General features: G+C 63.7%; 14 protein-coding genes and 1 tRNA gene. 5 read left to right on the forward strand and 10 right to left on the reverse strand.

Annotated elements, in window-relative coordinates:
- Positions 1-179 precede the first annotated feature (179 nt).
- Positions 180-383: a hypothetical protein gene (locus tag ASC48_RS13120; protein ID WP_055456233.1), complete on the reverse strand. Its 204-nt coding sequence runs from the start codon at positions 381-383 to the stop codon at positions 180-182.
- A 236-nt stretch (positions 384-619) separates the two neighbouring features.
- On the opposite strand from ASC48_RS13120, the gene ASC48_RS13125 reads away from it, so the two are divergent.
- The 3 genes from ASC48_RS13125 to ASC48_RS20270 all read left to right on the forward strand — a co-directional run bounded on the left by ASC48_RS13125 (position 620) and on the right by ASC48_RS20270 (position 1,402).
- Positions 620-694: transfer RNA gene (locus ASC48_RS13125), tRNA-Thr, on the forward strand.
- Positions 695-773: 79 nt separating this feature from the next.
- Entirely contained in the window at positions 774-1,088 is a 315-nt protein-coding gene (locus ASC48_RS13130) for a type II toxin-antitoxin system ParD family antitoxin (RefSeq protein ID WP_055456186.1), read from the forward strand.
- A gap of 8 nt (positions 1,089-1,096) precedes the next feature.
- A complete protein-coding gene (locus ASC48_RS20270; protein WP_409841036.1) occupies positions 1,097-1,402 on the forward strand; it encodes a hypothetical protein in 306 nt (101 codons plus the stop codon).
- Between the two features lie 3 nt (positions 1,403-1,405).
- On the opposite strand, the gene ASC48_RS13140 is transcribed toward ASC48_RS20270, so the two are convergent.
- The 6 genes from ASC48_RS13140 to ASC48_RS13165 all read right to left on the reverse strand — a co-directional run bounded on the left by ASC48_RS13140 (position 1,406) and on the right by ASC48_RS13165 (position 8,483).
- Positions 1,406-3,319 (reverse strand): bifunctional sugar phosphate isomerase/epimerase/4-hydroxyphenylpyruvate dioxygenase family protein, encoded by a 1,914-nt coding sequence (locus tag ASC48_RS13140; protein WP_055456188.1) that lies wholly within the window; start codon positions 3,317-3,319, stop codon positions 1,406-1,408.
- A gap of 4 nt (positions 3,320-3,323) precedes the next feature.
- Positions 3,324-4,190, reverse strand: a complete 867-nt coding sequence (locus tag ASC48_RS13145) for a shikimate dehydrogenase family protein (RefSeq protein ID WP_055456189.1) — start codon at positions 4,188-4,190, stop codon at positions 3,324-3,326.
- Between the two features lie 6 nt (positions 4,191-4,196).
- A complete protein-coding gene (locus ASC48_RS13150) occupies positions 4,197-5,690 on the reverse strand; it encodes a tripartite tricarboxylate transporter permease (RefSeq protein ID WP_055456190.1) in 1,494 nt (497 codons plus the stop codon).
- 13 nt (positions 5,691-5,703) lie between these two features.
- Positions 5,704-6,207 (reverse strand): tripartite tricarboxylate transporter TctB family protein, encoded by a 504-nt coding sequence (locus ASC48_RS13155; protein WP_055456191.1) that lies wholly within the window; start codon positions 6,205-6,207, stop codon positions 5,704-5,706.
- Positions 6,208-6,417: 210 nt separating this feature from the next.
- Positions 6,418-7,410, reverse strand: a complete 993-nt coding sequence (locus tag ASC48_RS13160) for a tripartite tricarboxylate transporter substrate binding protein (RefSeq protein ID WP_055456192.1) — start codon at positions 7,408-7,410, stop codon at positions 6,418-6,420.
- Positions 7,411-7,541: 131 nt separating this feature from the next.
- Positions 7,542-8,483 carry a LysR family transcriptional regulator gene (locus tag ASC48_RS13165; RefSeq protein WP_055456193.1) on the reverse strand — a complete coding sequence of 314 codons (942 nt, stop codon included), beginning with the start codon at positions 8,481-8,483 and terminating at the stop codon, positions 7,542-7,544.
- Between the two features lie 170 nt (positions 8,484-8,653).
- Here ASC48_RS13165 and ASC48_RS13170 point away from each other — a divergent pair, with 170 nt between their 5' ends.
- The gene (locus ASC48_RS13170; protein ID WP_055456194.1) at positions 8,654-9,412 is read left to right on the forward strand and encodes a hypothetical protein; all 759 of its coding nucleotides are present in this window, start codon (positions 8,654-8,656) and stop codon (positions 9,410-9,412) included.
- Positions 9,413-9,429: 17 nt separating this feature from the next.
- Here ASC48_RS13170 and ASC48_RS13175 read toward each other — a convergent pair whose 3' ends face one another.
- Positions 9,430-10,287: a ChbG/HpnK family deacetylase gene (locus tag ASC48_RS13175; protein WP_055456195.1), complete on the reverse strand. Its 858-nt coding sequence runs from the start codon at positions 10,285-10,287 to the stop codon at positions 9,430-9,432.
- A gap of 139 nt (positions 10,288-10,426) precedes the next feature.
- Between ASC48_RS13175 and ASC48_RS13180 the strand changes: the two genes are divergently transcribed.
- Positions 10,427-11,440, forward strand: a complete 1,014-nt coding sequence (locus ASC48_RS13180) for a glycosyltransferase family 2 protein (RefSeq protein WP_055456196.1) — start codon at positions 10,427-10,429, stop codon at positions 11,438-11,440.
- Here ASC48_RS13180 and ASC48_RS13185 read toward each other — a convergent pair.
- Together ASC48_RS13185 and uxuA are read right to left on the reverse strand one after the other, a co-directional pair.
- Positions 11,401-11,838, reverse strand: coding sequence for a YqaA family protein (locus tag ASC48_RS13185; RefSeq protein ID WP_055456197.1), 438 nt, complete (start codon positions 11,836-11,838; stop codon positions 11,401-11,403). The two genes, ASC48_RS13180 and ASC48_RS13185, sit on opposite strands and share 40 nt — an antisense overlap.
- An 87-nt stretch (positions 11,839-11,925) precedes the next feature.
- Positions 11,926-13,149 (reverse strand): mannonate dehydratase, encoded by a 1,224-nt coding sequence (gene uxuA / locus ASC48_RS13190; protein WP_055456234.1) that lies wholly within the window; start codon positions 13,147-13,149, stop codon positions 11,926-11,928.
- Positions 13,150-13,253: the final 104 nt, after the last annotated feature.

Here is a 13,253-nt window from a genome sequence, read left to right on the forward strand (position 1 = left end):
CACCTGATTGGGCAGGTCTCAGGCCTGCCGGCAAATAAAAAACTGGCCCGGCTCTACACCGGGATAAAGGCCGAGGCAAGGCAGCGTGGCATACCGCCCTGCCTGCATTGCTTCCGCCTTGCGGCAGCATGCGGGGCCCGCAGCTTCCTGCGGCTCCCGCACGCACTCAACTCATGCCATCACACCTGCGGCACCGCGTCCGCGTTCCCACCCGGCCCGGCGGGCGCAGCAGCACCATCCTCAGCCTCAAACGGCCCCGCAGCAGCCTCACGGCGCTGACGGTCTGCTGCCTTCCGCCGCTTCAGATTCTGCCGCAGTGCCTCGGCAAGGCGCGCCTCGCGGGACCCGGGCTTAGGCCCGTCCGGCTTGTTCTGCCTGGTCATCGCCATCCCTGCTGTTTCGAATTTTCCAAGAAATAGCTTATGCTTTCCGCCACCGGAAGGCATCCCCCTTGCCTTCCCGGCAAACTGTCCACAGGCACGCAGAAAAATCAGCACGATAAGCGCTTGCCATGTTCTGCCTTCTGTGGCACAAGCCGACCCGTTCGCGGCGCCACAGCGCGCCGGTCACGAACGGCCTTCCGGCTCACCGGAAAAGGCTATCGGGTCCGCCCGGAGATGCTGCCGTAGCTCAGTGGTAGAGCACTCCCTTGGTAAGGGAGAGGTCGAGAGTTCAATCCTCTCTGGCAGCACCATTTTTCACCGTTAAATCGCAGAGCTTTGGCAAAAGTTGCTGGTCGCGCTATAGTAACCGCGAAACCGGAGAAAAGCCGTATGGCAACGATGAACGTAAGCTTGCCAGCTGATGTACTGGATTTCGTGGAAGATGAAGCCGCACAAGGTGGATATGCCACCTCCAGCGAAGTGATCCGCGATGCCCTGCGCTTGCTTCAGCATAAAAAGGCCGCCGAACAGGAGCGCCTCGCTCTTCTCAGCCGGGAAATTTCCGTTGGCCTCGACGACATGCGCGCAGGCCGCACCACGTCGAAGACAGCGGCGGAGATTGCGCAGGAGATTCGGCAGGAACACGCAGGCGAAGGAGGCATTCCCTCACTGCGGCAGCCGAGCGCAACATTCGCTACATACTGAGGGAAACGATCAAAGCATCCGGTGTCAGGCAGCTCTCTGTCTACGCAGGGATTATCGATCGTGGCATAGAACTGGTCACAGAGGATCCGGAGCGCGGCAGATCTCTTGACAGATCACGGATCGCGGCGGGTGTCCGGCTTTTCCATCTGGAGCTTGCAGCAGGCAGGCGCGGGGCCGCCGCACACTGCCTTTATTACATCAAGAGCCTCCTGCCGGACGGAAGCAGCGGCGTTATCATTCTGCGCGTGCTGCATGAAAGCATGGAGCCACGGCACAAGATCATCAGGTCCTTGCGCGACGATCAGCACCCATAACCCTCATTCCGCCTGGGGCATACCCGCTGGCCTCAACGCCCGTTTCTGGGCGGAAATGCGGAAGGGGGCGTTGGGGGCTCCGTAGCCGGCGTAGTTGCCGCCGCGCTGGACGAATTCGAAGAACAGCCCTTCCGGACGGGTCTGCGAATAAAGCTGGAAGAAGCTGCCGCCTGCATCCTCGTCATAAAGCACGTTAGCCGCCTTCATGCGAGCCACCAGTGCCGGATCGAGGCCGAAGCGGGCTTCGACGTCGGCGTAATAGTTGGCACCTATCTGCAGGATGGGGAAGCCGCGGGCGCTGAGCGATGCAGCGGTGGCGAAGATGTCATCCGTGGCAAAGGCGATATGCTGGACCGAGGAGCCGAAACTTTCCTTGACGAAGCGCCCGGCCAGAGTGTGGCGGGCTTCCGCACCGTTGAGCGTGATGCGCAGCGCGCCGGTTTCAAGAGCCTGCGACTTCACCAGCCCGTCCGGATCGGCCACATCCACCATGGGCGCGCGGCGGGCGTCGAACAGGGCGTGGTAGAACAGCGACCAGCTGAGCATTTCGTCATGCGCCATGGTCTGGGCGATGTGGTCGATGCGCGTCAGCCCCGCGCCTGTGGCGGCATCTGCCTTGCCGGTACCAGCCTGACGCGCATCGGGCAGCGGGCGGAAGTCCACATCCCACAAGCGGCCCAGCATCTCCCCGCCATCGACAAAGCGCAGCAGGCTGCCGCCATGGCCGCGCACGGCGGGAATGGCCAGTTCGCCTTCGGAAATATGGCTCTGATGGGCCGGGATCAGCAGCGCCTGCGCCCGCTCGGCGGCAGCGGCGGCATCGGGCACCTTCAGCGCGATTTCGGACACGGTGGTGCCGTGGGTGACATAGGCGGTGTGGGCAAAGCCGGTGGCGGCCGTGTTGACGAGAATGTTCACCGCACCCTGGCTCCAGCGCGTCACCGGCTTGGAGACGTGCCGCGCCACGGGCGCAAAGCCTGCCGCCGTCAGGAAGGCGGCGATGGCCGGCTCTTCAGCTTCCGACGTTGCGATTTCGAGGAACTCCACCCCTTCCACGGGGGCAGGCGCAGGGAAATGCGGCAGATCGACGGTCAGCGCGGGTTCGGCCCGGCGCACCCGGTCCTGCAGATCGATGAGGCTGCGGTGGCCATCCAGCGCCACAAGGCGCGGCAGGCCGGCGCGGAACTGGTCGTTGAAGATCTCAAGCGACAGCGGCCCGGAATAGCCGGTGGAGAGCACCGCCCGCATGAAGCCGGTCACATCCAGATCGCCCTCGCCCGGCATGTTGCGGAAGTGGCGCGACCAGTAGAGCAGGTCCATGGGAATGGCCGGGGCATCGGCCAGCTGCACGAAGAAGATGCGGTCACCGGGAATGGCGCGGATGGAATCGGGCGGAATGCCGCGCCCGAGCGTGTGGAAACTGTCGAGGATCAGGCCGATGCGCGGATGATCCGCACGGCGCACCACTTCCCAGGCATCGCGGTGGTCGTTGATGTGCCGCCCCCAGGCCAGTGCCTCGAACCCGGCACGCACGCCGAAGCGGGCGGCAAGCTCGCCCAGTTCGTGGAAATCCTGCGCCATCCGGTCGATGCCGCCCATGGCCGCCGGATGCACGGAAGAGCAGACCAGCATCAGGTCGGTACCCAGCTGGTTCATCAGGTCAAACTTGCGCGCCGCACGGGCGAAGGCGCGGGCGCGGTAGGGCTCCGGCAGGCCCTCGAAATCCCGGAAGGGCTGGAACAGGGTGATGGTCAGCCCGTGATCACGCACCATGCGGCCCACATCGGCGGGGCTCAGGTCCGAGGCGATGAAATCCTGCTCGAAGATCTCGATCCCCTGAAAGCCCGCCTTGGCGATGGCCTCCAGCTTGACCGGCAGATTGCCCGAGATGGAAACGGTGGCGATCGAATTCAGCATCGGTTCATTCCGGCTTGAGGAGATCCTGGCGCAGGCGGCCATGATCGAGCGGCAGTCCTGTGAAGATGGCCCAGGCATCAACGCCCTGCCCGAAGAATAACTCATAGCCCGAGATGATGGTCAGGCCTTCGGCTTCCGCATCCTTGAGGAAAGGCGTGTCGACGGGCGTGTAGACCGCATCGAACACCCAGGCAGCGCCTGTCATGTGCACCCGCTCCAGCGGCGTGCCGCCGTAGCCGACCATGCCGACGGGCGTGCAGTTGATGAGGCCGCTGGCGCCAGCGGCAAGTTCTGCGGCCTCCGGTCCGGTGCGGGTGACGAGTTCCGGCCGCACCGCCTTCAGCGCTTCGGCCAATGCATCGGCCTTGGCCACATCCCGGTCGGCAATGCGGATTTCGGCAATGCCCAGGGCGATGAGGCCGAAGGCCACCGCCTTGCCGACGCCCCCTGCCCCGATCATCAGAACGGGACCGGGCGCCGCATCGCCGCGCACCGCGCGGTAGGCGGCGATGAAGCCGGAATAGTCGGTGTTGAAGCCGCGTGCCCTGCCGTCCTCGAAGATCACCGTATTGACCGCGCCGATGGCCCGCACCAGCGGATCATCGACCTGAACCTTGGCCGCCGCCCGCTCCTTGTAGGGATAGGTGACGTTGACGCCCCGGTAGCCATCTGCCGCCACATGGGCAAACAGAGGGTCGAACTCCATGCCCATCTCCCGTGGCACCAGCCGGTCATAGGTCACCGTGCGCCCGTTCTGCAGCCCCGCCAGCACGTGCAGGCGGGGAGAGGATGAGGCGGCGATGTTGTCGCCGATGAGGCCGAGGCGGATGGTGCCGGTCTGCGGCACGGCAGCGGGAGAGGATGCGGACATGGCGTATCAGGCTCGCTTGCGGAAAATGCGGCGCCAGAGCGGCGTCTTGGACAGAAGGATCAGCACCACACCGGCCATCAGCGTGGCCGAAAGCGGGCTGGTGAGAATGCCCTTGAACAGCATGGGCAGGCTTTCCTGCTCCGAGATGATGGCCCGGCGCCAGTTGTCATCCAGGAGGCGCGACAGGATCACGCCGAGAATGACGGGGCCCAGGGAATAGCCATAAAGGCGCATGAAATAGCCCAGCACGCCGAAGCCCAGCATCCAGTAGACATCTCCCAGCCGGTTGTTCACCGCATAGGCGCCGACGATGGACAGGAGCAGGATCAGCGGGATCAGCAGCCCGCGCGGCAGTTCCACCACCTTGACGAAGAGGCGGATGCCGGTGAGGCCGAAGAGCAGCATGAAGCAGTTGGCGATCATCAGCGCGCTGACGATGAACCAGAACATGTGCGGCTGCTGCACCATCAGCAGCGGCCCCGGGTTGAGGCCGTGGATGAAGAGCGCGCCGATCATGATGGCAGTCACCGCATCCCCGGGGATGCCGAGCGTCATCATCGGGATGAAGGCCCCGCCGACTGCGGCATTGTTCGCCGTCTCGGGGGCGACAAGCCCCTCGATGGCGCCCTTGCCGAAGGGTACTTCCGGATCCTTCGTCACGCGCTTGGCATGGTCATAGGCCATCAGCGCGGCAATATCCCCGCCCGTGCCGGGCAGCGCACCGACAACGACACCGATGGCCGAGGTCTGCAGCGACAGCGGCAGATGCCTGCGGATGGTGCTGAAGCGCGGAACGATGCGGCTGATCTTCTGCTTCACCGCTTCGGACTTGATCGTGTGCAGCTGCATCAGGGCTTCGGACACGCCGAACATGCCGATCATCACGGCAATGAAGGAGATGCCTCCCATCAGCGACGGGGAGCCAAACGTGAAGCGCTGGTCCATGGTCAGCGGGTCGAGGCCGACAGAGCCGATCATCAGGCCCAGAGAGCCTGCGAAGACGCCCTTCACCAGGCTTTCCCCCGACAGCGAGCCAACCAGCAGCAAGCCGAGAATGGCCAGCAGCATGAAGTCGCGCGGCTGAAAGCGGATGGCGAAATCGGATACGGCAGGCGCAGCCAGGGCGAGCACCAGAATGCCGATCAGGCCGCCGAAGAAGGACATGACGGTGGTGACGCCAATGGCCTCACCTGCTTCACCCCGCTGGGCCATGGGATAGCCGTCCAGCGCCGTGGCGATGGCCGAAGGCGCGCCGGGGATGTTGAGCAGGATCGCCGTGCGCGAGCCGCCATACACCCCGCCCATGAAGATGCCGATCATCAGCGACAGGGCGGGCAGCACATCCCAGGAGAAGGTGAAAGAGATGAGAATTGAGACGGCCATCGTTACCGACAGGCCGGGAATGGCGCCGATATAGATGCCGGCCATGGTGCCTGCCGCGATGAGGGCGAGCAGCTTGATGTCCAGCAGCGGCACGAGAAGAGCGTTGAGAATATCCATCAGGGTCTCTGCCTTACGCCATGAGCTTGCGGAAGAAGGCGAGGATTTCCGCCTCCGGCACGATGCCGGCGGGCATCAGCACCGAGAAGATCAGCCGGAAGATCACCCAGATCAGAAGAATGCTGAAGGCCGAGACCATCACCGTCCAGCCCCAGTTGCGGCGGGTCAGGATGCGGATGCCGATGACCAGAAACAGGAAGGACGTGGGGATGAAGCCAAGCGGCTTCAGCAGGAAGGCATAGGCCGTGATCAGCACGGTCATCAGCACCACCGGCAGCGGCAGGATCTCCCGCAGGGCCCACTGGTTGCCTTCTGCGGGCTTGCGCAGGGTCTGGATCAGCACCATGCCGGAGGTCACGGTCATCAGACCGGTCGTCATCATCGGCACGCCGCCCGGTGCGGACAGGGCCTCAAAGCCGGAAATCCCGTAAGCGGTGTAAAACAGAAAAAGACTGGCGCCAAACATGAAGTAGCTGAAAACCAGTTCGAAGGAGCGGCGGGGTTGCGGGTTTTCCATGTGACCTCCAGCAGCCGGATCAGGCAGGCAGGGTTTTACCACCTGCCCATGCAAAACGCCGCCCCTCTTCGGCAGCCTGCCGCGCATGAAATAATGCATGATGCAGGCTGCTTCAGAAGCGTTTCACGAGGCCCGGCAGGGTGCTTTCCCTTTGCCGTCGGCGGCCAGGCCCCGGAAGATCAGGCGGCGTTTTCTGGTTTATGGCGAGGATCAGGGCTTGGGAATGCCGAATTCCTCAGGCGAGGCCTTGGCAAGGCCCGCTTCCCAGACAAGCCAGCTGGTGGTGGACTGCCACTTCGACAGGAAGTCTTCCGCCTCGGTGCCGGAATAGGACATCATCTTGAAGCCGCGGCTGTCCATCAGCTTGAGGAAGTCCTCGTTCTTGGCGCCTTCCTGATAAGCGGCCACCAGCTTGGCAACCACGTCATCCGGCGTGCCCTTCTTCACGAAAATGCCGAAGAATGGGCCCCAGGGCAGCAGTTCAGCAAATTCCGGGTTGGTGGACACGATGGTTGGCACGTCCGGCAGGGCCGGGGTGGGCTCGACGTCGAACAGGGCAATCGGCTTCATCGTGCCGGCCTTGATATTCTCGACCGCAGCGCCCAGCACCGCCGGCATCACGTCGATGGCGCCGCCCTGCAGGGCGGTCAGGGCCGGGCCATCACCGTCGTAGGGAACGAAGGTCACGTCGATCGGCGTCTTCTGGTTGATCATCGCGGTCACGACAGACGGCAGACCGCCCGGACCGGTGGAGCCAAACTTCACCGCCTTCGGATTGGCGTTGATATAGGCAATCATCTCCGGATAGGTGTCGAACGGAGCATCCGGACGGGCCACCAGGATCGGGATACCGCGCGCCAGAACGTTGATCGGGGTGAAGTCGGAATAGTCCTTCTCACCCAGCTTCATCACCTTGTAAAGCAGCGGGTTTTCCGCGCCGAACAGGATGGTGTAGCCATCGGCATCACCGGCCTCGACCATGTTGAGCGCCAGGGCGCCAACGCCGCCAGTGACGTTCTGCATGATGATCTTGCCGCCCAGCGCCTTTTCGGCATGCGGGGTGACGGCGCGCATCACCGTGTCGGTGGAGCCGCCTGCGCCCCACTGAATGATGCCCTGAATTTCCTTGTCCGGATATTCGGCAAGAGCCGGAACAACAGCAAGCCCGAGCGCAAGAGCTGCGCCAATAAGCGTCTTCTTCATGAAGATCCTCCCATTTGAACGGTCCCGGCCCATTCTCCTTTTGAGCCGCCCGAACCCTTGATTGCCAGAAGTCAGAGATAACAGCAAATACCGATTTTGCCGTCATAGTAACATGATGTTAATCCAGCATCTCAGCCCGTTCCCGATGCTGAAGGTGCGGGGTCCCAGGCCTCGCGGGCACGGGCGCGCTGGAGTTCGTGGCGGAAACGCTCGACCGTGAATTCGGCGAAGCTGGAGAGCTGCCGTCCATGTTTGGTCAGCACCCAGGCGTTGATTGACGCGGGCTCCTTCAGCGGGCGCCGCACCAGGCCAGGCATGTAGACTTCAGCAACCGAGAATTCGTCGATCACCGAAACACCCAACCCATGCCGGACGAGGCTGACAATCGTCTGGGCAAAGCGCCCGCGCATGGAAAAACGCGGCTTCAGTCCGGCGTCCCGGTAAGGGTGGGACAGGATGCGCCCATATGGATCACTTTCATCGATGCCGATGATCGGCTCTTCCATGAGGTCATGCACGGAAATGACAGGCTTTTCCGCCAGCCGGTGCCCCTCCGGCACCACGGCGACAAGCCGCCCCTCCACCAGCTTCTGGCAATCCACCGCCGGATTGTCCATGGCCGAGCTCATGATCACGAACTCGCCGCGCTCCAGCAGCAGGTAATCGAGGGTCTCCTCGATCTTGAGGATGTTGAGGTCGATGAAGAGATCGGGAAAGCGCTGGCGCACATTGCGGATGGCGCGTGCCGCGATGAACTGCGCAATCGAGGGGGCGCAGGCAATCGACAGGGTGAATTCCTCACCCTTGTGCAGGGAGGACACCGCCTGGTTCAGGTTCTCCATCTGCCGGTAGACCTGATGCACCATGTCGAAGACCTTCTGCGCCTCGGGCACCGGCACGAACAGCCCCGCCTTGCGCTCGAACAGGCGCACGCCGAGCGAATCCTCTGTGTATTTGATCAGGCGGCTGACGCCGGGCGCCGACACGTTCAGCAGCTTGGCGGCGCCCGCAATCGTCCCGGCCATCATCACGGCGCGGATGACCTCGACCTGCCGGAGTGTCAGTTCTTTCATCTTGAAGAATCTCCCGGGCGCGATGCTGTCACAGCTTCGGAAGACGCGAAAGGTCTCCTTTCAGGAACAGCGGTCAGTGTATCGGACGATGACCCTTGGCAGAATTGACCTTCTCAAGCCCGCATGAACCTGATTAACCTCACGGCCCCGAACCGGAGATACCTAGAACAATGAAGCTTGATGCCGCCCGTGAAGCCCGCCTTACGCAGGCCAGTGCCATGCTCGCCGAATGCCGCCGTCAGGGCGGCGCGCTGGAGCGCCTGCCGGAAGCAGCCCGCCCGCAATCCATGCTGGAGGGCTACGAGATCCAGCGCCGCGTCCATGCGCTGCTGGGCGATGCTCCGGTCCGGCACTGGAAAACCTCCGAAACCGGCCCGAAGGGCGCGATGACCGCCCCGATCCACGGCAGCCGCATCTTCACGAGCCCCGCCAGCGTTGGCCGCGTCAACGCCCTCGAAACGGAGATCGCCCTGCAGCTTGGCCAGGATTTGCCCTTCCGCGACGGCGCGCCTTACACCCGTGAGGACGTCCTTGCGGCAGTCTCTCATTACGCTTTGGCCTTCGAGCTCTGCGCCTCGCGGTGGCTGGCGAAGGATGTGGAAGTGGAAGAGAAGATCGCCGACTGCCTGTCCAATGACGGCCTTGTCCTCGGCACTCCGGTGCCCTTCACCGGCGAAATCATCTCCCCGGTAAAGCGCCTCGTGCTGATGCGGGATGGCACGCCGGAGCCCTTCACGCCCAATGACATCGATCCGGCAGGCTCGCTAGCGGCTTATGTCAATGCAGGCGGTGACCGGTTCGGCGGCTTCAAGGCCGGAGACTGGATCATCACCGGTTCCATGAGCGGCGTGCAGAACGCCCCTGCTCCCGGTCTTTGGACAGCCCGCTGGGATGACCGGCTGGAGATCAGCCTGACCATCACCGGCTGACCCTGATGATCTCCGGTTCAGCGGCCGGAAAAGCCGCTGAACCGGACGAGCTCGACGTTCTTTTCTTCCAGAAGCGCGGCGAAGGCATCGCTGGCGAGATAGGCCAGTTCCGCCTCGCGCAGATCCGTCAGCGGGTCCAGCCCGATCAGATGCCCGTCGACGAGGCCGGGATGGCACATGATCAGCGGCCGCTCCCCCTCGCCACTCAGAAACCGGCCAAATAGATCGCCCGTCTTCTCCCGCGCAGTGAAATCCCGCACGCCGCGGAAACTGTCATTGGCCTTGAACCCCGCCGCCTTCACCTTGCGCGCAAAGCCCTGACCCAGCGCGCTGATGACAGCCGCTCTTGGAACGGCTCTGCCGCGTTTCAGGATGGCCGCCAGCGGCTCCTGGCACAGGCGCAGATAGCCGCCCTGGGGGGCGATGCGGGCTGCGAAGGCCTCCAGCACAAGATCGCGGATCACCGGCAGCTGGTGGCAGTGGTGGTGCCCGTCGATGAAATTCGGCACCCGGCCCATGACGGCCGCGAAGGCATCGATCTGGACGGCGATCTCCCCGGCCAGTTCCTGCCGGATGGTCTCATCCTCAAGCTGACCGCGCAGGGCCATGATGATCAGCCGCCCGTTCGACGGCAGATGCCCGCTTTCCGCCAGCCTCGGCATCTGGGTCAGGGGAATGTGATCGGTGAGCGTCAGATGCAGGCCGATATCCGCATCGATCTGCTCCGCCCCGGCCAGAAGGTGACGTCCCTCTTCTGCCCAGAAAGGGCTCACCGTCATGGCTGCCGTGGCCGTCAGGCGCTGCTGGCGCAGCAGCTGGCGGATGCCCTCGCTGATGCCCGGCGTCAGCCCATAGTCATCTGCGCTCAGAATCACCTGTTTTTTATCAGACGCCACCCTTTGAAAAACCTTTCCTCTTGCTTTAGGTAAACAGCCAACAGAAACACTGTGAAAAGAATACGGCGCTATTCAGCTGCTGCGGGGGCTGCCGTCCCTGGACCGGGATGCGAGAGAGATGAACGGCAAGGCTCCAGAACTTTCGGTCGTGATACCATGCTTCAATGAAGCTGCAAATCTGACGCCCTTGATGGCCCGGCTTGTTCCGGTGCTGGAAGGGCTTGGCCGCAGCTTTGAGATCCTGCTGGTGGATGACGGCAGCCGCGATCGCACGCTCGAGGTGGCTGCAGGCCTTGCCGCCGTCGACCCGCGCATCGGCATCCTCGCCCTGTCGCGCAATTTCGGCAAGGAAATCGCCATCACCGCCGGCATCGACCATGCGCGCGGAAATGCGGCGATCCTGATGGATGCCGATCTGCAGCATCCGCCCGAAAAGATCATCGAGCTTGCCGCGGCCTGGGACGAGGGCTTTCAGATCATCCACGCCACCCAGGCCGTCCGCCCGTCCGAGGGCATGGTCAAGCGCCTTTGCGTGAAATCCTTCTACAAGCTGCTGGCACAGCTTTCCGACATCAAGCTGCCGCGCGGCGCGGGCGATTTCTGCCTGCTGGACCGGGCGGCGCTGGATGCGCTGAAATCCATGCCCGAGCGGGCGCGCTTCATGAAGGGCCTGTATTTCTGGATCGGTTTCCGGCAGAAGCAGATTCCCTACGAGCCGGCCGAGCGCACGGCCGGGGCAAGCGCCTGGAACATGCGGCGTCTGTTTGGGCTTGCGCTGAACGGGCTGACAGCCTTCAGCACCGTCCCGCTGCGGCTCGCCTCCATCGCCGGAATTCTGGTCTCCTTCATCGCCATCATTTATGCGCTCATCCTGGTGACCGATGTGCTGCTTCATGGCATCGACGTACCGGGCTATGCCTCGCTGATGGTCGGCCTCTTGTTCCTCAGCGGCGTGCAGCTGATCTCGCTCGGCATTCTGGGTGAATATGTGGGCCGCATCTTCAACGAAACGAAACAGCGCCCGCTTTATTTTGTCGGCAGCTACCGGCCGGCGGAAGGTCATGCGGATGCAGCCCCCCTGCCCTCCGCCCCTCAGGCGAGCCCGGACGCTGCCAGCGCCACGAGGACATAACGCCCGGCCTTGCCGATGGTGACCAGCAGCAGGAAGATGCCTAGGGGCTCGCGCAATGTGCCAGCAATCACGGTCAGCGGATCACCGATGACGGGCAGCCAGGCGAACAGCAGGCTCCAGCGGCCATAGCGGTGATACCAGCCCTCAGCCCGCGCCAGCGCCTTGTCCGAAACCGGGAACCAGCGTTTGTGCCGGAAACTGGCAATCCCGCGCCCCAGCAGCCAGTTGACCACCGAGCCCAGCACATTGCCCGCCGTGGCAACGCCTACCAGCAGCCAAGGGGGCCAGCCGCCGGCAATCACCAGCGCCGCCAGCACCCCTTCGGACTGGGCAGGCAGCAGCGTGGCCGCCAGAAAGGCAGCCAGAAACAACCCCGCCAGACTGCCAAGTCCACTCATCCGCTGACACCCCTCCTCCACACAAATGCGCTGCCGCAGGTAGCCTTGCGGCAGCGCATGATCAAGTGCCAGTCCTGAGGACAAATCTCAGGCGCGGGCAAGAAGCCCGTGTTCGGCGTGCTCCAGCGCGGTGACGATGCCGCGCAGTTCCGCCAGCCCCTTCAGCCGGCCGATGGCCGGATAGCCGGGTTGTGCCTTGCGCTTGAGATCATCGAGAATGTCCTGCCCGTGATCCGGGCGGAAGGGGATCGACACGTCGCTGCGGCCTTCGGCTTTGCGGCGTGCTTCTTCCTTCACAACCTCGGCCAGCAGCGCCACCATGTCGGTGTTGCCCTTCAGGTGCTCTGCCTCGTGGAAGGAGCCGAAGATCGCGTCCGTCTCGCGCTTCACGTTGCGCAGATGCAGGAAATGCACCTTGGCGCCATGGCGGCGCATCATGCCCGGCAGGTCATTGTCCGAGCGCGCGCCCAGCGACCCGGAACACAGGGTGATGCCGTTCGACGGACTGTCCACCGCCGAGAGAATCGCCTCGTAATCGGCTTCCGTCGACATGATGCGCGGCAGGCCGAGCAGCGGATAGGGCGGATCATCCGGATGGCAGCACATGCGGATGCCTTCCTGCTCCGCTACCGGGATCACCTCCTCGAGGAAGGTGATGAAATGGCGGCGCAGCTGATCGGCATCGATCGCGCCATATTCGGCCAGATGCGCCCGCACATCGTCCAGCGTCATGTGCTCGGCAGCCCCGGGCAGGCCAAAGGCCACGTTGATGGCCAGCGCCTGCTTCTGCTCCTCACTCATGCCCGCATGGCGGCGGGCCGCCTCTTCGGCGATCCCAGCCGGGAAGTCCTCTGCCGCCCCCTTGCGCTGCAGGATGTGGATGTCGAAGGCGGCAAAATCCGCATGGTCAAAGCGCATGCAGGTGCCGCCATGGTCCACCCGCCAGGCCAGATCCGTGCGCGTCCAGTCCAGCACAGGCATGAAATTGTAGCAAAGCACCTTGATGCCGGCCGCGCCCAGATTGCGCAGGCTGACCTTGTAATTCTCGATGTGCTCGCGCCAGTTACCCTTCTGCTTCTTGATATCCTCGGAGACCGGAAGGCTTTCCACCACCTCCCAGGCAATTCCCGACGGGCTGCCATCACTGCGCGTGGCGATCTCCCGCTGACGCTGGGCAATTTCCTCAGGCGTCCACACCGCACCGCTTGGCACGTGATGAAGCGCGGAGACCACGCCCTCCACCCCTGCCTGCAACATGTCGTCAATGCTCACAAGGTCCTTGGGACCAAACCAGCGCCAGGTCTGCCGCACGCGTTCCACTCCTGTTTCCGGCCCGCCGCTTCTGGCCCGGCCGGTCCTTCGGGCCTTCCGGTTGCCCCGGTTTGCCGCCTCTTTCAGGAGGAAGGCATAACATG

It is taken from the genome of Pannonibacter indicus, assembly GCF_001418225.1.
Classification (GTDB): domain Bacteria; phylum Pseudomonadota; class Alphaproteobacteria; order Rhizobiales; family Stappiaceae; genus Pannonibacter; species Pannonibacter indicus.